The 19,110-nt window shown below is 67.8% G+C and carries 20 protein-coding genes; 1 reads left to right on the forward strand and 19 read right to left on the reverse strand.

All coding sequences use genetic code 11. The annotated features are described in order from the left end of the window. Nucleotides 1-138 precede the first annotated feature (138 nt). From LTT66_RS06040 to atpB, 10 genes are all read right to left on the reverse strand, one after another. Nucleotides 139-729 (reverse strand): cob(I)yrinic acid a,c-diamide adenosyltransferase, encoded by a 591-nt coding sequence (locus LTT66_RS06040; protein WP_233065038.1) that lies wholly within the window; start codon nt 727-729, stop codon nt 139-141. Between the two features lie 52 nt (nt 730-781). Beyond that, a complete protein-coding gene (locus tag LTT66_RS06045; protein WP_181720938.1) occupies nt 782-1,204 on the reverse strand; it encodes a DUF2550 domain-containing protein in 423 nt (140 codons plus the stop codon). Nucleotides 1,205-1,465: 261 nt separating this feature from the next. After that, nucleotides 1,466-1,843: a F0F1 ATP synthase subunit epsilon gene (locus tag LTT66_RS06050; RefSeq protein WP_043688226.1), complete on the reverse strand. Its 378-nt coding sequence runs from the start codon at nt 1,841-1,843 to the stop codon at nt 1,466-1,468. 6 nt (nt 1,844-1,849) lie between these two features. Further along, a complete protein-coding gene (gene atpD / locus LTT66_RS06055; RefSeq protein WP_233065040.1) occupies nt 1,850-3,298 on the reverse strand; it encodes a F0F1 ATP synthase subunit beta in 1,449 nt (482 codons plus the stop codon). A gap of 172 nt (nt 3,299-3,470) precedes the next feature. Further along, entirely contained in the window at nt 3,471-4,442 is a 972-nt protein-coding gene (locus tag LTT66_RS06060) for a F0F1 ATP synthase subunit gamma (protein ID WP_233065042.1), read from the reverse strand. 132 nt (nt 4,443-4,574) lie between these two features. Further along, nucleotides 4,575-6,212, reverse strand: a complete 1,638-nt coding sequence (atpA, locus tag LTT66_RS06065) for a F0F1 ATP synthase subunit alpha (protein ID WP_233065044.1) — start codon at nt 6,210-6,212, stop codon at nt 4,575-4,577. A gap of 53 nt (nt 6,213-6,265) precedes the next feature. Beyond that, nucleotides 6,266-7,075: a F0F1 ATP synthase subunit delta gene (locus tag LTT66_RS06070; protein WP_195067384.1), complete on the reverse strand. Its 810-nt coding sequence runs from the start codon at nt 7,073-7,075 to the stop codon at nt 6,266-6,268. Nucleotides 7,076-7,094: 19 nt separating this feature from the next. Further along, nucleotides 7,095-7,655 (reverse strand): F0F1 ATP synthase subunit B, encoded by a 561-nt coding sequence (locus LTT66_RS06075; protein ID WP_233065046.1) that lies wholly within the window; start codon nt 7,653-7,655, stop codon nt 7,095-7,097. Between the two features lie 5 nt (nt 7,656-7,660). Then, nucleotides 7,661-7,909 (reverse strand): ATP synthase F0 subunit C, encoded by a 249-nt coding sequence (locus LTT66_RS06080; RefSeq protein WP_039796339.1) that lies wholly within the window; start codon nt 7,907-7,909, stop codon nt 7,661-7,663. A 76-nt stretch (nt 7,910-7,985) separates the two neighbouring features. Continuing rightward, nucleotides 7,986-8,834 (reverse strand): F0F1 ATP synthase subunit A, encoded by an 849-nt coding sequence (gene atpB, locus LTT66_RS06085; RefSeq protein ID WP_083899173.1) that lies wholly within the window; start codon nt 8,832-8,834, stop codon nt 7,986-7,988. Between atpB and LTT66_RS06090 the strand changes: the two genes are divergently transcribed. After that, nucleotides 8,834-9,088, forward strand: a complete 255-nt coding sequence (locus tag LTT66_RS06090; protein ID WP_233065048.1) for a hypothetical protein — start codon at nt 8,834-8,836, stop codon at nt 9,086-9,088. The genes atpB and LTT66_RS06090 overlap by 1 nt on opposite strands. 16 nt (nt 9,089-9,104) lie before the next feature. Here the strand turns inward: LTT66_RS06090 and LTT66_RS06095 are convergent, their stop codons facing one another. From LTT66_RS06095 to thrC, 9 genes are all read right to left on the reverse strand, one after another. Next, the gene (locus LTT66_RS06095) at nt 9,105-9,560 is read right to left on the reverse strand and encodes a hypothetical protein (protein ID WP_233065050.1); all 456 of its coding nucleotides are present in this window, start codon (nt 9,558-9,560) and stop codon (nt 9,105-9,107) included. An 11-nt stretch (nt 9,561-9,571) separates the two neighbouring features. Next, complete coding sequence (locus LTT66_RS06100; protein ID WP_043688213.1) at nt 9,572-10,729, reverse strand: glycosyltransferase family 4 protein; 1,158 nt, start codon at nt 10,727-10,729, stop codon at nt 9,572-9,574. Then, on the reverse strand, nt 10,726-11,394 hold the full coding sequence (locus tag LTT66_RS06105; RefSeq protein WP_195067382.1) for an L-threonylcarbamoyladenylate synthase: 669 nt from the start codon (nt 11,392-11,394) through the stop codon (nt 10,726-10,728). The genes LTT66_RS06100 and LTT66_RS06105 overlap by 4 nt, the downstream gene beginning before the upstream one ends. A gap of 341 nt (nt 11,395-11,735) precedes the next feature. Next, nucleotides 11,736-12,608, reverse strand: a complete 873-nt coding sequence (gene prmC / locus LTT66_RS06110; protein WP_233069025.1) for a peptide chain release factor N(5)-glutamine methyltransferase — start codon at nt 12,606-12,608, stop codon at nt 11,736-11,738. A gap of 31 nt (nt 12,609-12,639) precedes the next feature. Next, nucleotides 12,640-13,710, reverse strand: a complete 1,071-nt coding sequence (prfA, locus tag LTT66_RS06115) for a peptide chain release factor 1 (RefSeq protein WP_181720947.1) — start codon at nt 13,708-13,710, stop codon at nt 12,640-12,642. Between the two features lie 81 nt (nt 13,711-13,791). Beyond that, on the reverse strand, nt 13,792-14,022 hold the full coding sequence (gene rpmE / locus LTT66_RS06120; protein WP_039796334.1) for a 50S ribosomal protein L31: 231 nt from the start codon (nt 14,020-14,022) through the stop codon (nt 13,792-13,794). A gap of 688 nt (nt 14,023-14,710) precedes the next feature. After that, entirely contained in the window at nt 14,711-16,741 is a 2,031-nt protein-coding gene (gene rho / locus LTT66_RS06125; protein ID WP_408638749.1) for a transcription termination factor Rho, read from the reverse strand. A 328-nt stretch (nt 16,742-17,069) separates the two neighbouring features. Beyond that, nucleotides 17,070-18,023, reverse strand: coding sequence for a homoserine kinase (thrB, locus tag LTT66_RS06130; protein ID WP_233065055.1), 954 nt, complete (start codon nt 18,021-18,023; stop codon nt 17,070-17,072). Nucleotides 18,024-18,048: 25 nt separating this feature from the next. Then, complete coding sequence (gene thrC, locus LTT66_RS06135; RefSeq protein ID WP_043688205.1) at nt 18,049-19,110, reverse strand: threonine synthase; 1,062 nt, start codon at nt 19,108-19,110, stop codon at nt 18,049-18,051.

Here is a 19,110-nt window from a genome sequence, read left to right on the forward strand (position 1 = left end):
GTCTCCACGACTCCCCTCGCCTCCGGACATTTTCGCCGTTCGAGCGAGTGCCGCGGGGTGAGCGTTCCGCGGGCCGGCGAGGTGATCCGTCGCCTTGCCGGCCATACCCCGTGATCGCTCGGGTACTCGCCTCCGGTGCTACGCGATCAGGCCGCTCGGCTGTTGTCCGCCGGGCTTCCACAGGATATCGCCGCCGGGATTGGCCACCCGGCTGAGTATGAACAGCAGATCCGACAGCCGATTGAGGTACTTGGCGGGTAGGACGCCGGTGTCCTCGGGATGGGCCTCGATCGCGGCCCAGGCCGAGCGCTCCGCACGGCGGGCGACCGTGCGAGCGGTGTGCAGCAGGGCCGCCAACGGCGTACCGCCGGGCAGGATGAACGAATCCAGCGCCGGGAGTTCGGCATTGAACTCGTCGCACCAGGCTTCGAGCCGGTCGATGTAGGGCTGGGTGACCCGCAACGGCGGATACTTCGGCTCCGCCACCACGGGTGTGGAGAGGTCGGCGCCGGCGTCGAACAGATCGTTCTGTATCTGCCGAAGCACCACGAGCATCGTCTCCTCCGGCCCGCCGAGCGCGATCGCCACACCGATGGCGGCGTTCGTCTCATCGCAGTCGGCGTAGGCGACCAAGCGGGGGTCGGTTTTCGCGACCCGGGAGAAGTCGCTCAATCCCGTGGTCCCGTCGTCGCCGGTCCGGGTATAGATCCGGGTCAGATGCACGCTCACAGCACAACCCTAGCGGGAGCAGCCGGACGAAGCCCGGGCGGGAACGCGCGTACTACAGTCCCGGCATCCGGCGGGTGCGGTCGGACGGGCGGGATTCCACCCAGGAAAGGAAAGCGGTCAGCGAGTCGCGATCCAAGGCCAGTTCGAAGTCGCCCGCGCGATCGGATACCGCGATCACGGCGATGTCGTCGGTCATGATGTCGTACTCGTCGCCGCGGGGACCACGCCGATCACCGATCTCGATGCCTTGCCGCCGGATGGTGGAGTCCGGGCCGAGTTTGAGGCTGGTGAGTTTGAAGAAGACGAGTCGATCCTCGTCGTAGCGCATCAGGCCGTGCCGCCACCCCTGACCGCCACGAGCGGGGAGGACGCGCATGATCGCGGCAGTTCCGCCGCGGCGCAACATGATCAGGCGGTAGGTCGAGGCGAGCGCGAGGAACACGAGCGTGAGCACCAGAATGATCAGCAGAACCATCCCGGTTTGCAATGCCGTACGTCCCTTCGCTACGCCGCCATGTCGTCGACACGGCATCCGATTGGCGGTGTTCACAGGCTCTTCGTGAGCAGGCAGGCTGTGCGCCCGGCGAGCTGTGATGTGCACACCGCGTGCGGCCATTCAATCACGGCCCCGAGTTTACAAATGGCCCGGCCGTGTCCGACTCGCCTGAAAGACGCTGTCGGCGGTGAAGGGACTCTTCACCGCCGACAGCATTTGTTCTGGATGACAGGTTGTCGGTTACGCGTTCGCGACCTGTTCGACCGCGCGCACCCGGGCCTGAGCCGCCTTCTGCTGCTCCTCGCTGGCGTCGGAGTCGGCCAGCACCCGGCGGGCCGCCTCCACGTCCACCTCGTCGGCGAACTCCGCCGACTCGGCGAGCACCCGGACCGAGTTCGCGGTGACCGAGAAGAATCCGCCGTGCACCGCGGCGACGATGCGCTGACCGTCGGTGTCCACGATCGTCACGGTGCCGCCCTCGACCAGCTGGCCGAGCAACGGCTCATGCCCGGCCATGATGCCGATCTGGCCCTCGGTGGTCTGCGCGCTGACGAACGACGCCTGGCCGGACCAGAGCAGTCGCTCGACAGCGACGAGATCGACTGACATTTCCGCCATCGGTGACTACTTTCCGAGGATCTTCTTGGCGGCCGCCTCGACGTCGTCGAGACCACCGCAGCTGTTGAAGGCCTGCTCCGGGTAGCTGTCGAATTCGCCCTTGCAGACACGATCGAAGTCGTCGATGGTCTGCTCCAGCGGCACGACCGAACCCGGCTGACCGGTGAACTTCTCGGCCACGATGAAGTTCTGGCCGAGGAACTTCTCCAGACGACGGGCGCGACCGACGAGGACCTTGTCCTCTTCCGACAGCTCGTCCATACCGAGGATGGCGATGATGTCCTGCAGTTCCTTGTACTTCTGCAGGATCCGCTTCACCTCGTTGGCCACCCGGAAGTGCCGGTCGCCGACGATCGAGGCCTCCAGGATGCGGGAGGTCGAGGTCAGCGGGTCGACGGCCGGGTAGATGCCCTTCTGCGAGATCGGGCGGGAGAGCTCGGTCGTCGCGTCCAGGTGGGCGAAGGTGGTCGCCGGGGCCGGGTCGGTGTAGTCGTCGGCGGGCACGTAGATGGCCTGCAGCGAGGTGATGGACCGGCCACGGGTCGAGGTGATGCGCTCCTGCAGCTCACCCATCTCGTCGGCCAGCGTGGGCTGGTAACCGACGGCGGAGGGCATGCGGCCGAGCAGGGTCGACACCTCGGAACCGGCCTGGGTGAACCGGAAGATGTTGTCGATGAACAGCAGCACGTCCTGGTGCTGCACGTCGCGGAAGTACTCGGCCATGGTCAGGGCCGAGAGGGCGACGCGCATACGGGTGCCCGGCGGCTCGTCCATCTGGCCGAAGACGAGAGCGGTGTCCTGCAGGACGCCCATCTCCTCCATCTCCAGATGCAGGTCGGTGCCCTCACGGGTGCGCTCGCCGACGCCGGCGAACACGGAGGTACCGGAGAACTCCCGGGCGATACGGGTGATCATCTCCTGGATCAGAACGGTCTTGCCGACGCCGGCGCCGCCGAACAGACCGATCTTGCCACCCTTCACGTACGGGGTGAGCAGGTCGATGACCTTGATGCCCGTCTCGAGCAGCTCGGTCTTGCCCTCGAGCTGGTCGAACGACGGCGGCTTGCGGTGGATGCCCCACTGCTCGCCGTCGCGGCCGAGGCCGGGGGTGTCCAGGCAGTCGCCCAGCGCGTTGAAGACGTGGCCCTTGACCACGTCACCGACCGGCACCGAGATCGGCTTGCCGGTGTCGGTCACGGTGGCGCCGCGGACCAGGCCGTCGGTGGGCTGCATCGAGATGGTGCGCACGATGCTGTCGCCGAGGTGCTGAGCGACCTCGAGAGTCAAGGTCTTGGCCACCGAGGTCAGGGTGATCTCGGCGTGCAGAGCGTTGAACAGCTCGGGGATGGCTCCGCGCGGGAACTCGACGTCCACGACGGGCCCGATGACCCGGACGACGCGGCCCGCGGCGGCGCCGGTCCGGCTCGTGTTGTCTTGAGTGACAGCTGCGGTCATTGGTGTTGGTTCTCTCCGTGTCGATGTGCGGCCTTCGGGGGGCCTTGGTGGTTACGCACGCTTCCGCTTCCGGCCCGTGCCTCAGGCTGGGTCTGATCGGCGGCCCTCGCGGGGCCCTTCGTGGTTACGCACGCTTCCTCCTACGTGCCCGTCGCTCAGGCCGCGATGGCGCTTAGTCGCGGTCCGAGCTCGACGCCAGCGCGTTCACGCCGCCGACGATTTCGCTGATTTCCTGCGTGATCTGGGCCTGACGCACCGAGTTCGCCTCGCGCTGGAGCACACTCGCGAGTTCGTTGGCGTTGTCGGTGGCGGCCTTCATTGCGGTGCGCCGAGCCGCGGACTCGGATGCCGCTGCCTCGAGCAACGACGCGTAGATACGCGTATTGACGTACTTCGGCAGCAGCGCCGCCAGCAGCACGTCGGCGTCGGGCTCGAATTCGTACTGCGCGTGGACATCCGCGGTCGGCGAATCCGACACCATGTCCTCGCCCAGGTCGAAGTTCTCGTCGACGTAGCTCACCTGGATCGGCGCCAACCGGCGCACCTCCGGGGTCTGCGTCAACATCGAGACGAAGCGGGTGTACACCACGTGCAGCTCGTCGACTCCGGCGATGTCGCCCGTTCCGTTCGGCGCGGGAACCGCGCCGCCGGAGCCCGCCATGAAGGCGTCCACCAGGTGGTGGCAGGCGGCCGAAGCATCGGTGTACTTCGGCTGCTGCGAGAACCCGGTCCACGCCGACACGTAGGGGCGGTCGCGGAAGGCGTAGTACGTCAGGCCCTTGTTGCCCATGACGTAGAGCACCGGCTCCTTGCCTTCGTCGCGCAGGGTGGTCATCAGCTCTTCGGCGCGCTTGAGCACGTTCGAGTTGTAGCCACCGCACATGCCGCTGTCACTGGTGATCACCAGCACGGCCGCCCGGCGCGGGTTGGGGCGCTCGGTCAGCAGCGGATGCGAAAGGTTCTTCGACGCGCCGGCCAGCTCGCTGAGGACCTTGGTGATCTCCTCGGCGTACGGCTTCGCGGCCGCGACTCTGGCCTGGGCCTTGGAGATGCGCGAGGTCGCGATCAGCTCTTGGGCCTTGGTGATCTTCTTGATCGAATTCACACCACGAATGCGGGAGCGCAATTCACGCAAGCTTGCCATCAGCGGTTCACACTCCCTTCATTCCCTGCGTTGGATTGGCGGCATTCGCGGGGCACGACGAGGTTGCGCACGCTTCCTCCTTCGTGCCCCTGGCTCCTGCCGCGGATCGAATAGCGCATTGGCGGGCTCGCGTTACTTCTCGACGTGCTTGCGGGTCACCGACAGCGACTCGACCTCTTCGTGGTCGAGCTGGCCCGCCTCGGCCTCGTTCACCAGCGGAGTGCCGTCGGAGGTGAGGAAGGTCCCCAAGAACTTCTTGGTGGCCGCCTCGATCTGCTCGGCCGCCTCGCCGTCGAGCACCTTGCCGCCCTCGATCGCCTTGAACGCGTCGGCGGCGCTGCGGTGCAGGTCCTCCAGCAGTTCGGCGTTGAAGCGGCGGATGTCGCCGACCGGGACGGAGTCGAAGTGGCCGCGGTCGACCAAGTAGATCGAGATGATCTGGTCTTCCACCGGCACCGGCGAGTACTGGTCCTGCTTGAGCAGCTCGACCCAGCGGGCGCCGCGCTCGAGCTGGGCCAGCGAGGCCGCGTCCAGGTCGGAGGCGAAGGCGGAGAACGCCTCCAGCTCGCGGTACTGCGCCAGTTCCAGACGCAGCGAGCCGGCCACCTTCTTCATGCCCTTGGTCTGGGCGGCGCCACCGACACGGGAGACCGAGGTACCGACGTTGATCGCCGGGCGGACGCCCTTGTTGAACAGGTCGGACTCGAGGAAGACCTGGCCGTCGGTGATGGAGATGACGTTGGTCGGGATGAACGCCGAGATGTCGTTGGCCTTGGTCTCGATGATCGGCAGGCCGGTCATCGAGCCCGCGCCGCGCTCGTCGGACAGCTTCGCGCAACGCTCCAGCAGCCGGGAGTGCAGGTAGAAGACGTCACCGGGGTAGGCCTCGCGGCCCGGCGGGCGGCGCAGCAGCAGCGAGATGGCGCGGTAGGCCTCGGCCTGCTTGGTCAGGTCGTCGAACACGATGAGCACGTGCTTGCCCTGGTACATCCAGTGCTGGCCGATGGCCGAACCGGTGTAGGGGGCCAGCCACTTGAAGCCGGCGGAGTCGGAGGCCGGGGCGGCGACGATGGTGGTGTACTCCAGCGCGCCGTGCTGCTCCAGCGCGGCCTTCACGCCCGCGATGGTGGAGCCCTTCTGGCCGATGGCGACGTAGATGCAGCGCACCTGCTTCTTCGGGTCGCCGGTCTCCCAGTTGGCCTTCTGGTTCAGGATCGCGTCGATGCAGACCGCGGTCTTACCGGTCTTGCGGTCGCCGATGATCAGCTGACGCTGGCCGCGGCCGATGGCGGTCAACGCGTCGATCGCGGTGATGCCGGTGGCCAGCGGCTCCTCGACCGGCTGGCGTTCCAGCACGGTCGCGGCCTGCAGCTCGAGCACGCGCTGTCCCTCGGACTCGATCTCGCCGAGGCCGTCGATCGGCTGGCCGAGCGGGTTCACCACGCGGCCGAGGAACTTGTCGCCGACCGGAACCGAGAGCACGTCACCGGTCCGGCGGACCTCCTGGCCCTCCTCGATCTCGGCGAACTCGCCGAGGATGACCGCACCGATCTCACGGTCCTCGAGGTTGAGCGCGACGCCGAGCACGCCGCCCGGGAACTCGAGCAGCTCGTTGGCCATCGCCGAAGGCAGGCCGCTGACATGCGCGATGCCGTCACTGGTGTCGGTGACCACACCGACTTCTTCGATGGAGGTCTCGGGGGTGTAGCTCTGGGTGTAGCTCTCGATCGCGCTACGGATCTCATCGGAGGAGATCGTCAGCTCCGCCATGTTCTTCCTGCTCTCGCTGTCTGGGTCTGGAATGTCGGGGTGGTGGAAGCGCGCTAGGCCAGTGCCCGGCGCAGCTTCTCCAGTCGGCCGAGGGCGCTGCCGTCGATCACGTCGTCACCGACGCGCACCACGACTCCGCTCAGCAAACTCGGGTCGACCTGGATGTGCACCGTGGTCGCCTTGCCGTAGATGCGCCGCAGCGAGGCGGCCAGCCGGTCACGCTGCTGCTCGGTGAGCCCGATCGCGGCGCGCACATGCGCGACGATCTGATCGCGGCGAGCCGCCGCGAGGTCGGCCAGTTCGTCGAAGGCGGCGCCGATGCTCGACCGCTGCCTGGTCACCACCTGCTCCGCCAGGGTCAGGGTGATGGCCTCCGTCTTGCCGGTCAGCAGCTGCTGGATCAGCTCACGCTTGGCCGAATCCGGCTGCGATCGATCCGACAGCGCCTGCTCCAGCTCCGGGTTGTCGCTGATGATCCGGCCGAGCCGGAACAGTTCGTCCTCGACCGCTTCGAGCCGGCCACGCTGGGCCGCCGACTCCAGCAACGCCTCCTGGCCGAGCAGGACCAAGGTGGCCACCAGGTCGGAGGTGCGCGACCAGTTCTGGGCCACCGCGGTGGTCAGCACTGCCAGCGTGGCAGCGCTGACCTTGCCGCCGAAGACCCGCTCGCAGAGTTCCGCGCGCACGGAACCCGGCACCGACACGTCCGCGAGCGCCACACGCAGCGAACGCTGGTCGTCCAGCACGGCGACAACGGCGAACAGTTCCGACCCCGTCGTGGCCGCGGCACTGTCGCTTCCGGTCAGAGCGGCCCGAAGCGCCTCCCGAGACCGGGCACTGGCCTCGCGGCTCGCTGCGTACATGCTTCTCACTTTCGCGTCGTTACCTTCCGACCCCGATGCCTGCGTCCGACTGATCGAGTTCGTCGAGGAACCGGTCGATCGACGTGGCCTGCTTGGCCTCGTCGGACACCGACTGCCCGATGATCTTCTCGGCCAGATCGACGGCCGTGCGGCCGACTTCCGAGCGCAGCTCGGTCAGGATCTGCTGGCGCTGGGCTTCCAGCTGGGTGTGGCCCGCCGCGATGATGCGGTCGGCTTCGGCCTGGGCCTCCGAGCGCATCTGCGCAAGGATCTCCTGGCCCTGGGTGCGCGCGTCCTCACGGATGCGAGCGGCCTCGAGCCGGGCGTCGGCCAGTTGCTGCTGGTACTGCTGCAGGGTGAGCTGAGCTTCTTCCTGCGCGGCTTCGGCGCGAGCGATGCCGCCTTCGATCTTCTCGGAACGCTCGTCGAGCGTCTTCATCAGGCGCGGAACCACGTACTTGTAGAACAGGATTCCGATGATGACGACGCAGACGATCGACCAGACGATGTCGTACGTTTCGGGGACGAGAGGATTCACTTCCTCTCCCTCCGCCGCGGCGAGCAAAACTGACTCGTACATCGGAATCAGAAAATGAAGCCGGCGACGAGACCGATGAGGGCCAGGGCTTCGGTGAACGCGATACCGAGGAACATGTTGGTACGGATGGTGCCCTGCAGCTCAGGCTGGCGCGCGATGCCCTCGATCGCCTTGCCGACGACGATGCCGACGCCGATGCCGGGGCCGATCGCGGCGAGACCGTAGCCGACGGCGCCCAGGCCCTTGAAGGTGCTCTCGTTCGTGGCGGCTTCCTGGGCCAGGTAAGCGAGGCTCATGAGTCTTCCATTCCCTTTCTGTTGCTCACCCGCCGGTCGGCGTGGTGCAGCAGGTTTCCGGTAGTTGTCGGTCAGGTCAGTGATCGGCCGCGTGCTGTGCGAGTCCGATGTATACGGCGGTCAGCAGCGCAAACACGTAAGCCTGCAGGAAGATGACCAACAGTTCGAACAGCGTGAACCCGAGTCCCGCGATCAGTGAGAACGGCGAGAACACCTTCATCCACGCGGCGGCGTCGAACAGGAAGAACCAGGTCGCGCTGAAGAACAGCACCAGCATGATGTGGCCGGCCAGCATGTTCGCCATGAGTCGGACGGTCAGCGTGAACGGACGCAGGATGAAGGTCGAGACGAACTCGATCGGAATCAGCAGCACGTGCAGCGCGGGGGGAACATTCGGAACGACGATGCTGCTGCGCATGTAGGTGAGAAAGCCGTACTTCTTGATACCGACGTAGTTGAACGCCAGGTACGCGACGACGGCCAGCACCAGCGGCATGCCGATTCGAGCATTCGACGAGATGTTCAACCCCGGAACGACGCCGGAGAAGTTCAGAAAGAGGACCGTGAAGAAGATCGTCGCGATCAGCGGGAAGTACTTGCGTCCGGTGTCCTTGCCGAGAACTTCTTCGCAGATCTGCTCCTTGACGAAGACCAAGCCGATTTCGGCGACATTCTGCAGGCCGCGCGGCACGATCCTCGGCGAACGGAAGGCCAGCAGCATCACGCCGACCAGAACGAACGACATCAGAATGCGGATCAGCATCAATCGATCGAGTTCGAACGGTGTTCCCTCGAACAGCACAGCTGGAGGGAAGAAGTCGGTAAGCGACGGCGCATGGAACTCGGCCGCCAGAGTGGTGACGCTCAGCGTTCTCTCCCGTGTTCGGGCCGCGGGTACGGTCATTCCCGCGGTTCGATCGGACATTGACGATCAATTTGGTCGACTCAGGTCGGCTCGAAGTTCGTCAGCAGCTGGGCGGTGGTTTTGATTTCCACCAGGCGTCTGTACGTGTGTCGGCGACATTCGTCGACATGCAGAACCGGAACAACCCCTCGGAGCCCGGCACGGCAGTAAGCATAGCGGCCCAGGCGGTGGATCTCGGCGGTGACCCCTCAACGATCCCCGACTTGGTCGCTTGCTTACCAACACTTTACCAAGTCATCTACGACAGCGTGTAGGGGGTGGGGGTTTTCGTTACTCCCGGGTACCCGGAGCGCTCTGGGGGTCGGTCGTCGTCACGTATGGAACCTTCTGCCGGACAACGCCGTACGTCTCCGCGCCGAGCACGATCACCAGCGCCCCGACCACCGTGAGGAACAGGACGACCCGGTCGTAGAAGTCGAATCGCTGCAGGATCGCGACGACGATCAGGGCCACCAGGACCTTGCCCGCCCAGCTGACCAGCATGATCAGTCCGGCAGTACTCGGCGGCAGTTTCGCGCCGAACAGCACGACGGCCGCGGTGGTGAGGATGAAGCCACCGCCGATCGCGGCGCCCAGCAGCGCACCCCACACTCCGGCGGTTCCCGCGACGGCGGCGCCGAGCGCGACCGCCAGGACCACCAGCACGCCCAGGCCGATGAGTCCGTAGCGCAGCGCGGAGCGCAGCGGCGCGTCGGGGCCGGGGACAGGTCGGGGTGTGAAGCTCACAGCCGACGACTTTACCCGGACGCCGATCCGTCACCCGCCGGGTCCCCACGCCGCAGCCCCGGAATCGCGGTGATCACCAACGCGAATACCAGCCCGCCCGCCATCAGCAACACGACCAGCGTGCGATCCATCAGCGACGTGCCGACCGCGCCGAACGCGAGCACGCCGACCCACAAATAGATCAGCAGCACGACGCGGCGATGGGAATGGCCGATCTGCAGCAAGCGATGATGCAAATGCATTTTGTCCGGCGTCGAGAAACTCACGCCCGCCCGGACCCGGCGCACGATCGCGAGCAACAGATCGAGCACCGGAATGAACATCACGGCGCCGACCAGCAACAACGGGGAAAGCAGACCGACGATGTCACGCGGGCCGTACCCCTGCAGCGGGATTCGCCCCGAAGCGCCGGTCGACACCGCGGCCAGCATCAATCCGATCAGCATCGAGCCGGAGTCGCCCATGAATATGCGCGCGGGCTGGAAATTGTGCGGCAGGAAGCCGAGGCATCCGCCCGCGAGCGCGGCGGCCAGCAACGCGGGGGGGTAGGTGTCGACCGAGCCGCCCTGCTCGTTCATCAGTCCCAGGCAGAACACGAAGACGGCCAGCGCCGCGATCAGACCCAGGCCCGCCGCCAGGCCGTCCAGCCCGTCGACGAAGTTCATCGCGTTGACCAGCGTGACGGTGACCGCCACCGTGACCAGGCCGCCCTGCAATCCGTCCAGCACGACCGTGGTGTTGCTGAACGGGTTGTAGACGACGTACCAGCCCAATCCCATGACGGCCATGACGCCGGCGGCCGTCACCTGGCCGGCGAACTTGGTGAGCGCGTCCAGGCCCCAGCGATCGTCGACGATGCCGACCAGCACGATGACCGTGCTCGCCACCAGCACGGCGATCGGGATGTTGGGCTTGTAGTCGAAACCGCTGCGCAGCGCGGGCAATTGGTGGGCGAACAAGACCGCGGCGACCACGCCGATGTACATGCCGACCCCGCCCATTCGCGGAATCGGCTTGACGTGCACGTCCCGGTCGCGCGGCACGGCGACCGCCCCGAAGCCGATCGCCAGCACCCGCACTCCGCCGGTGGCCAGGAACGTCACCACCGCCGAGATGAGCAGCACGACGAGCAGCTCCCGCAGGGGGACGACGGCGCTCGAACCCATCATCCGAGCTGCGCGGCGCCGCTGAGCGCTTCCGGCGACATGCCGAGTACCTCGGCGATATCGGCGACGGGCACCGCGCCGACACGCAGCACGCGCGGCTGGTCGGCGGTCAGGTCGACGATGGTGGAGGCGACCGCGTGCTCGGCCGGGCCGCCGTCGAGGTAGACGCCGACCAACTCGCCGAGCTGGTCACGGGCCTCGGCCGCGGTCTTGGCCGGTGGCTGTCCGGACACGTTGGCGCTGGACACCGCCAGCGGACCGACCTCGCGCAACAGTTCCAGCGCGACCGGATGCAGCGGCATCCGCAGCATCACCGTCCCGCGGGTGTCACCGAGATCCCACGCGAGCGAAGGCGCCTGCTGCACAACGAGACTCAGACCGCCGGGCCAGAACGCCCGGATCAGCTCGCGCGCCTGCGGACGCACCGAGAACACCAGTCCGTCGATGGTGTGCCAGGAACCGACGAGCACCGGCACCGGCATGTCCCGGCCGCGGCGCTTGGCCGCCAGCAGCGAGCTCACCGCCGTGGCATCGAACGCGTCGGCGGCCAGGCCGTACAGAGTGTCGGTGGGCAGCACGACCAGTCGACCGGATTTCAGGGCGCTGGTGGCCGCGGACAGTCCGGCGGCGCGCGAGTCGGGATCCGCGCAGTCGTAGACGGTACTCACGGCAACCATCCTGGCATGCTCCCCCGCCTCTCCGGGTATTCAGGCCGTACTAGTGGGGTGGAACGGAGGTTGCGCGCAGGTCCCACCTCGGGTGCCGAGGGAGTTTTGGGCGTGCCCGGTGAGTTACCCATGTGCTCGCGAAATCAGTTGTCGCGTTGGGTGCGGCAGGGGCCGCACCCAGGTCTGACCAGTATCGATGATGGCTGCGGCTGCGAAGCATGCTGGCCGCGAGTCCGTTGGGATGTAGCCGCTCCCTCGTTTTCCGAGCGGCTGCACGGCTCGGGTGCGGAAGAGCCGGCCGGCCCACGTGCGAATGCGGATGGACCGGCGTGAGGCGCGGGTCAGGTGTGGGTGGCGGCGACGAAGCGGGGTTTTCCGGCCAGGTCGGGGTGCTCTACGACGTCGGTGAAGACGCCGGTGGCGGTGAGGAGGGCGGCGACGCCGGAGCCGTTGGTGTCGTCGTGCTCGATGGCGGTGGCGCCGCCGGGGCGCAGCAACCGGGTGATGTTCGGGATCATCCCGCGGATGACCGTGAGCCCGTCCGGGCCGCCGAAGAGGGCGACGGACGGATCGTGCTCGGCCACCTCCGGGTCGAGGGACGCGCCCTCCGGGATGTAGGGCGGGTTGGACACCACGATGTCCACCCGGCCGTTCAGGTCGGTGAGCAGCTCGGGATCGGTCGCGTCGTCGGCGTAGAGGGTGATCGGGGTGTCGCCCGCGGCGATGCGGTCGTCGGTGTTGCGCCGCGCCCAGACCAGCGCCGCCGGATCGAGTTCGACCGCGCGCACATCCGCGTCGGGGCGCGCGTGCGCGACGGCCAATGCGAGCGCTCCCGACCCGGTGCACAGGTCGACGACGATCGGCGGGTGATCGTGCGGCAGCGCCTCCAGCTGCGCCAGCGCCCACGCGTACAACAGCTCGGTCTCCGGGCGCGGCACGAAGACGCCGGGGCCGACCGCGAGGTCGAGGGCGCCCATCACGGCCGTGCCGGTCAAGTGCTGCAACGGGATTCGCCGCGCCCGGCGGTCGACCAGCGCGCGGAACTCGTCCAGCTTTTCCGGCGGCACCAGCGGGGTCAGCGCCAGCCTCGTCCGTTCCACGCCGAGGACGTGCGCCGCCAAGTGCTCGGCGTCGGCCCGCGGACTGTGCACCCCAGCGGTCCGTAACGTCTCGACGGCGTCGTTGATGACGGGACGCAGCGCGACTCGGGTCATAGACATGACACCGACTCTGCCTGACCGACGATCATTCCGCGGCCATCCGCGCTTCGCGATCCGCCTTCCCCAGAGCATCCAGCAGCGCGTCGAGGTCGCCGTCGAGCACGGAGTCGAGGTTGTGCGCCTTGAACCCGATGCGATGGTCGGTGATCCGGTTCTCCGGGAAGTTGTAGGTGCGAATCCGCTCGGAGCGGTCCACCGTGCGGATCTGGCTGGCCCGGCCCGCCGCCGCCTCTTGGCCGGCCTGTTCTTCGGCCAGCGCCTGCAACCGCGCCGCGAGCACCTGCATGGCGCGCGCTTTGTTCTGCAGCTGCGAACGCTCGTTCTGGCAGGTGACCACGATGCCGGAGGGCAGATGGGTGATGCGCACCGCGGAGTCGGTGGTGTTGACGCCCTGGCCGCCCTTGCCGGAGGAGCGGTAGACGTCGATGCGCAGATCCGACTCGTCGATCTGCACCTCTTCGACCTCGTCGGGTTCCGGGTAGATCAGCACGCCCGCCGCCGAGGTGTGGATGCGGCCCTGCGACTCGGTCACCGGGACGCGCTGCACCCGGTGCACACCACCCTCGAACTTGAATCGCGACCAGACACCGTCACGCGTCGCGTCGCGGCTCTTGATCGACAGCGTCGCCTCTTTGTAGCCACCCAGGTCGGACAGGGCGACGTCGAGGATCTCGACCTTCCAGCCGTGCCGCTCCGCGTACCGCACGTACATGCGGGCCAGGTCGGAAGCGAACAGCGCGGACTCCTCGCCGCCCTCGCCGGATTTGACCTCGAGTACGACGTCGTCGCCGTCGTGCGGGTCGCGGGGGGCCAGCAGGTCGGCGAGGGCCTGTTCCAGCTCCTCGACCTGCCGTTCCAGATCCGGGATCTCCGCGGCGAACGCGGCGTCGTCGGCGGCGAGTTCCTGGGCGGCGGACAAGTCACCGCGCACCGTCTCCAGTTTGCGATAGGTCGCCATGACCGGGGCCAGTTCGGCGAACCGCTTGCCGACCCGGCGCGCGGCGCCCGCATCGTTGTGCAGCGACGGATCGGCCAGCTGCGTCTCCAGGCCCGCGTACTCGGCCAGAATGTCGTCGATGGCGGACGGTTGCGTCACAGTGCTTCCTTCTCCCTGGTAGCTGTCCAGACAAAACACCGACGCCCGGCCTGCGAGCAGGACCGGGCGTCGGCGGGGAAGCTACTTGGCGTCGGCCTTCTTGCCGGCACGCTTGCCGTAGCGGGCCTCGAAGCGGGCCACGCGGCCACCGGTGTCGAGGATCTTCTGCTTGCCGGTGTAGAACGGGTGGCACTGCGAGCAGACCTCGACGGTGATGTGTCCCGACTCCTTGGTGCTGCGAGTCTGGAAGGTGTTGCCGCAACCACAGACGACCGTGGTGTCGACATACGTCGGGTGAATTCCTGCCTTCATGGGTGTCCTCTCGAGTTTGGTCGCCGGGTCGCCCACGCGAATTCGCGCGAAGCGTGAACCGGAACCGACTAGGCGGGAGCTCTGCTCACCTGAGCAGACGCAACGACCGTTCAGTATGCCAGAACTGCCGTTACGCTCCCAAAACGCCCCCGGCGAGTGGTTTGTTCCCGCCCTAGGTATTCCCCCATCGTTCGCGCCCCTGGAAGTCCGGGCACGCGAATCGGCGCCGCCTCCGGGACGCTGAAGTCGGGTAGTCCGCTACTCACGAATGCGAACAGATCCGTTCATAGAGTTGCATACCTGGGTGCACATCGGCGTGCCGAGACAGGAAGGAGACCCCGTGAACATCCGAATCGCGGCCGCGATCTTCGTTCTACTGACTCTCTCGGTCGCCGTCGGTTTGTCCGCACTCCCCGACAACGCGCACTCTCCGACGCCGGAGAACGCCGTGTACATCCAGACCGCGCGATCCGCCTCCGCCGAGCCCGATATCGGGCATTGCGCACTGATCCTCGCTCTGCTGATCAGTGGCGCGGCCACGGTCGGCCGGGCCTTCTTCGCCCCCCGGACGCCGAAAGGGTCCCGCACCAGCGGGACCCTTTCGGCCGTTGTCATGGCGACAACTGATGAACTCCCCGGCACCCGGCCGGTACGGCCTGCATACCCGGAGAGGCGGACGAGCCCAATGCTATTCGTCGAGCGCGCCCGGCGCGGTCTTGCTCACCTGCATCAGGAACTCGAGGTTGTTCTTGGACTTCTTCAGTCGGTCGATCAGCAGATCGATCGCCTGGTGCGAGTCCAGGCCGGACAGTACGCGGCGCAGCTTGTGCAGTACCGCCGCCTCATCGGGGTTGAGCAGTAGCTCGTCCTTGCGGGTACCGGACGGGTTGACGTCCACCGCGGGGAACACTCGCCGCTCCGCGATCTTGCGGTCCAGCTTGAGCTCGGCGTTGCCGGTGCCCTTGAACTCCTCGAAGATCACCGTGTCACCGGTCGAACCGGTCTCCACCATGGCGGTGGCGATGATCGTCAGCGAGCCGCCGTTCTCGATGTTGCGCGCCGCGCCGAGGAACCGCTTGGGCGGGTACAGCGCGGTGGAATCCACACCACCGGAGAGGATTCGGCCCGAGGCGGGCGAGGAGTTGTTGTACGCGCGGCCGAGCCGGGTGATCGAGTCGAGCAGCACGACGACGTCCCGACCCATCTCCACCAGGCGCTTGGCGCGCTCGATGGCGAGCTCCGCGACCGAGGTGTGGTCCGACGGCGGGCGGTCGAAGGTCGAGGAGATGACCTCGCCGCGCACCGAACGCTGCATGTCGGTGACCTCTTCGGGACGCTCGTCCACCAGCACGACCATGAGGTAGACCTCGGGGTTGTTGGTCGCGATCGCGTTGGCGATGTCCTGCAGAATCGTGGTCTTACCGGCCTTCGGCGGCGACACGATCAGGGCGCGCTGGCCCTTGCCGATCGGCATGATCAGGTCGATCACGCGAGTGGTCAGCTTGTTCGGCTGGGTCTCCAGCCGCAGGCGCTGGTTCGGGTACAGCGGGGTGAGCTTGCCGAACTCGGGACGGCGCTTGGCCGCCTCGACGTCGCCGCCGTTGACCGTGTCCAGCCGCACCAGCGGATCGAACTTCTGGCGCTGGTTGGCCTGTTCGCCGTCACGAGGGGCGCGCACCGCGCCGGTGATGGCGTCGCCGCGGCGCAGACCGTTCTTGCGGACCAGGTTCATCGACACGTAGACGTCGTTCGGCCCGGCCAGGTAACCCGAGGTGCGAACGAAGGCGTAGTTGTCCAGCACGTCGAGGATGCCCGCGACCGGCTGCAGGACGTCGTCCTCGCGGATTTCCAGCTCGCGGGCCTCGCCACCGCTACCGCCACCGTCGCGGTCGCGCCCACGACGACGCTCCCGGAAGCGGCGTCCGCGTCGTCCGCGACCGCCTTCCTCGTCGTCGCCGCCACGGCCGCCCGCGCTGCCGTTCTGGCTCTGGCCGCGCTCGCCCTGGCCGCGCTCGCCCTGGCCGCGCTCGCTCTGCCGCTCGCCCTGACCACGCTCACTCTGCCGCTCGCCCTGACCACGCTCGCGGCGGCGCTCGCCGCCCTGTTCGCTGTCCTGCTTCGGTTCGTCGGCACGCGTCTCGGCGGGAGCCGTCTCGGCGGATGCGGATCGCGCCTGGTCACGGCCACGCCGCTGCCTGCCACGACCACGCTGGCCGCTCTCCCGGCCGGACTCCTCGGTGGTCTCGGTGGCCGTGGACGAGGCCGGCTCGGCGGCGGGCGCGGAATCGGCGGGAGCCTTCTTCGCCGGGGCGGGAGCCTCGGTGGACGCGGCCGAAGCCGTGGGCGTCACGTCGAGGGTCGCCTGCTCGGCCTTGGCGGGCGCCGACGCGGCAGGAGCCGCGTTCTTCGCGGGGGCATCGGCCTTGGCGGTTGCCGCGGACTTGGCCTCGCCCTTGGCGGGCTTTTCCGCCTTCGCCGACTTTCCGGCCTGATTTTCCTTGATGGCGGCGATCAAATCGCCCTTGCGCATTCCGGAGGTGCCTCGGATACCGAGCTCCCCCGCAAGCGCGCGCAACTGCGGCAACAACATTCCAGTCAGCCCCGATCGTGCGACGTCGGTGTTTTCGATCATCTTCGAAATCTGTCCGGATTCACTTTCGCGGTCGCCCGTCGGGTTCGATTCCACGCCGGGTGTCGCGAGCAGGTCCGTATCTGTCACGGAAATCCTTTCCTTCCCTCGATTGCCGTGTGCTGTTTCGAGGGTTCGTCCCGCAGCCCGGGCATTCTGCCGGACTGGGATGCGTCCGTCCGGGCGCTTTGTGCCGTATCACCTGCCCCGCCGGACCGGCGGCTTCTCCACCGTTGGTGAAAGGTGGGGAGAGATCATTCCAGTTGCGCAGCTACGCAGCACCCCCATGGCCTGGAGGCTCGAGCCTGGAGCCTGCTGGAGCGATTGCCCTGATGAAGCACCGGCGTCTGATGCGCACGATGTACGGACTTGCCCAGGATAGCTGTCCATTGCGAATCTCGGCAAGACAGACTCGCCGTCAGTCGACCAGGACGCCCTCGGCGATTCCCGGCTCCACCACGCGCAGGCCGTCGGCCGCCGCCAGTTCGCGGAGTTCCGCTGGAAATTCGCTGGTACCCAGGGCCAGGATGGTGGGGCCCGCACCGGAGACGGTGGCGGCCATCCCCGCCGCGCGCAGGCGGGTGATCCAGGCGGTGGTCAGCGGTAGCGCGGGAGCACGCTGAGCCTGGTGCAGGCGGTCGGCGGTGGCGGGCATCAGCAGGTCGGGACGCTGGGTGAGCGCCACCACCGCCAGTGCCGCGCGACTGACGTTGAACGCGGCGTCGCCGTGGGGCACCACGTCGGGCAGCAGGCCGCGGGTGTGCGCCGTGGACGAGCGCTCCTCGGGGATCAGCACGACCGGCCGCAGCGCGGGATGCGGCTCGAGCCGCACCGCACGGTAGACGCGACCGTGGTATTCCGTGCCCGGCGCCTCGTCGGCGGGATGCTCGCTCTCGGTCCACGAGACCACGATCCCGCCGAGCACACTGGCTGCCGCGTTGTCCGGATGACCCTCGAATTCGGCGGCCAACTGGACCATTCGGTCGGCCGAGGTGGCCAGCGCCGGGTCCAGCTTCGCGACCAGGCCGCACCCCGCGGCCAGGCCGCCGACCACCGCGGAGGCCGACGACCCGAGTCCACGGGAATGTGGAATCACGTTGCGGCACACCACATCGAGACCGTCGGCCCAAACTCCGGCCGACTCCAGACCGCGTTCGATCGCGCGGACCACGAGATGTGAAGGGCCCCAAGGCACGTCGTCGGCGCCCTCACCCTCGATCCGGATGGTGAGCCCGGAATCGGTGGTGCGCACCTGGATCTCGTCGTAGATCCCCAATGCCATACCGAGCGAGTCGAACCCGGGACCGAGGTTCGCGGTGGACGCGGGCACCCGCGCGGTCACGGTCAGACCTGCGGGCAGCGTCGCGCTCATGAGCCGGCTGTCACGCGAATTCAACTCAGGCCAGCTCTAGTTCGGCGGCGACCGCGACCGGGTCGACCGAGATCGGCTGCACCTGCGGCATGCCCGACAGCGCGGTGTCGGGATCCTTCAGACCGTTGCCGGTCACCGTGCACACCACGGTGAGGCCCGAATCCAGCCAGCCCTCCTTGCGGGCGGCGAGCACACCGGCCACGCTGGCGGCCGACGCGGGCTCGACGAACACTCCTTCGGTGGCCGCGACCAGTCGGTACGCGTCCAGGATCTCCTCGTCGGTGGCCGCGCGGAACGCACCTCCGGACTGCTCCTTGGCCTCGACGGCGCCGTTCCAGGAAGCGGGCGCGCCGATCCGGATGGCGGTGGCGATGGTCTCGGGGTCCTTCACCGGGGCACCGTTGACCAGCGGGGCCGCACCCGCGGCCTGCACGCCGAGCATGCGCGGCAGGCCACCCGTGACACCGTCGGCGTAGTACTCCCGGTAGCCGCGCCAGTACGCGGTGATGTTGCCCGCGTTGCCGACCGGAAGGGCGTGCACGTCGGGCGCCTTACCGAGCACGTCGCAGATCTCGAAGGCGGCGGTCTTCTGGCCCTCGATGCGCGCCGGGTTCACCGAGTTCACCAGTCCGATGCTGGGGAAGTCGGCGGTGACCTTGCGGGCGAGCTCCAGACAGTCGTCGAAGTTGCCCTGCACCTGGATGATCTTCGCGCCGAGCATGACGGCCTGGGCCAGCTTGCCCATCGCGATCTTGCCCTGCGGAATCAGCACCGCGCAGCTCATGCCCGCGCGGGTGGCGTAGGCCGCGGCGGATGCCGAGGTGTTGCCGGTGGACGCGCACAGCACGGCCTGCTGGCCGCGGTACTTGGCGTCGGTCATCGCCATCGTCATACCCCGGTCCTTGAACGAACCGGTCGGGTTCAGGCCCTCGACCTTCAGGTAGACCTCGCACCCGGTCACCTCGGACAGGTGCGGCGCGGGCACCAGGGGCGTGCCGCCCTCGTACAGCGTGACCGGCTCCCAGTCGGCTGCGCCCGCGAGCCGGTCGCGGTAGGCCGCGATCAGGCCCGGCCAGCGGGAGTGCAC

Source organism: Nocardia gipuzkoensis, assembly GCF_021183645.1.
Taxonomy (GTDB): domain Bacteria; phylum Actinomycetota; class Actinomycetes; order Mycobacteriales; family Mycobacteriaceae; genus Nocardia; species Nocardia abscessus.

Excerpts from the sequence above, each read along its gene's own strand:
- LTT66_RS06045 (WP_181720938.1), bottom strand. The coding sequence starts at position 1,204 with ATGGTTCTGCTGATCATTCTGGTGCTCACGCTCGTGTTCCTCGCGCTC.
- LTT66_RS06050 (WP_043688226.1), bottom strand. The coding sequence starts at position 1,843 with ATGGCGGAAATGTCAGTCGATCTCGTCGCTGTCGAGCGACTGCTCTGG.
- atpD (WP_233065040.1), bottom strand. The coding sequence starts at position 3,298 with ATGACCGCAGCTGTCACTCAAGACAACACGAGCCGGACCGGCGCCGCC.
- LTT66_RS06060 (WP_233065042.1), bottom strand. The coding sequence starts at position 4,442 with ATGGCAAGCTTGCGTGAATTGCGCTCCCGCATTCGTGGTGTGAATTCG.
- atpA (WP_233065044.1), bottom strand. The coding sequence starts at position 6,212 with ATGGCGGAGCTGACGATCTCCTCCGATGAGATCCGTAGCGCGATCGAG.
- LTT66_RS06070 (WP_195067384.1), bottom strand. The coding sequence starts at position 7,075 with ATGTACGCAGCGAGCCGCGAGGCCAGTGCCCGGTCTCGGGAGGCGCTT.
- LTT66_RS06075 (WP_233065046.1), bottom strand. The coding sequence starts at position 7,655 with ATGTACGAGTCAGTTTTGCTCGCCGCGGCGGAGGGAGAGGAAGTGAAT.
- LTT66_RS06080 (WP_039796339.1), bottom strand. The coding sequence starts at position 7,909 with ATGAGCCTCGCTTACCTGGCCCAGGAAGCCGCCACGAACGAGAGCACC.
- atpB (WP_083899173.1), bottom strand. The coding sequence starts at position 8,834 with ATGTCCGATCGAACCGCGGGAATGACCGTACCCGCGGCCCGAACACGG.
- LTT66_RS06100 (WP_043688213.1), bottom strand. The coding sequence starts at position 10,729 with ATGATGGGTTCGAGCGCCGTCGTCCCCCTGCGGGAGCTGCTCGTCGTG.
- prmC (WP_233069025.1), bottom strand. The coding sequence starts at position 12,608 with ATGACCCGAGTCGCGCTGCGTCCCGTCATCAACGACGCCGTCGAGACG.
- rpmE (WP_039796334.1), bottom strand. The coding sequence starts at position 14,022 with ATGAAGGCAGGAATTCACCCGACGTATGTCGACACCACGGTCGTCTGT.
- thrB (WP_233065055.1), bottom strand. The coding sequence starts at position 18,023 with ATGAGCGCGACGCTGCCCGCAGGTCTGACCGTGACCGCGCGGGTGCCC.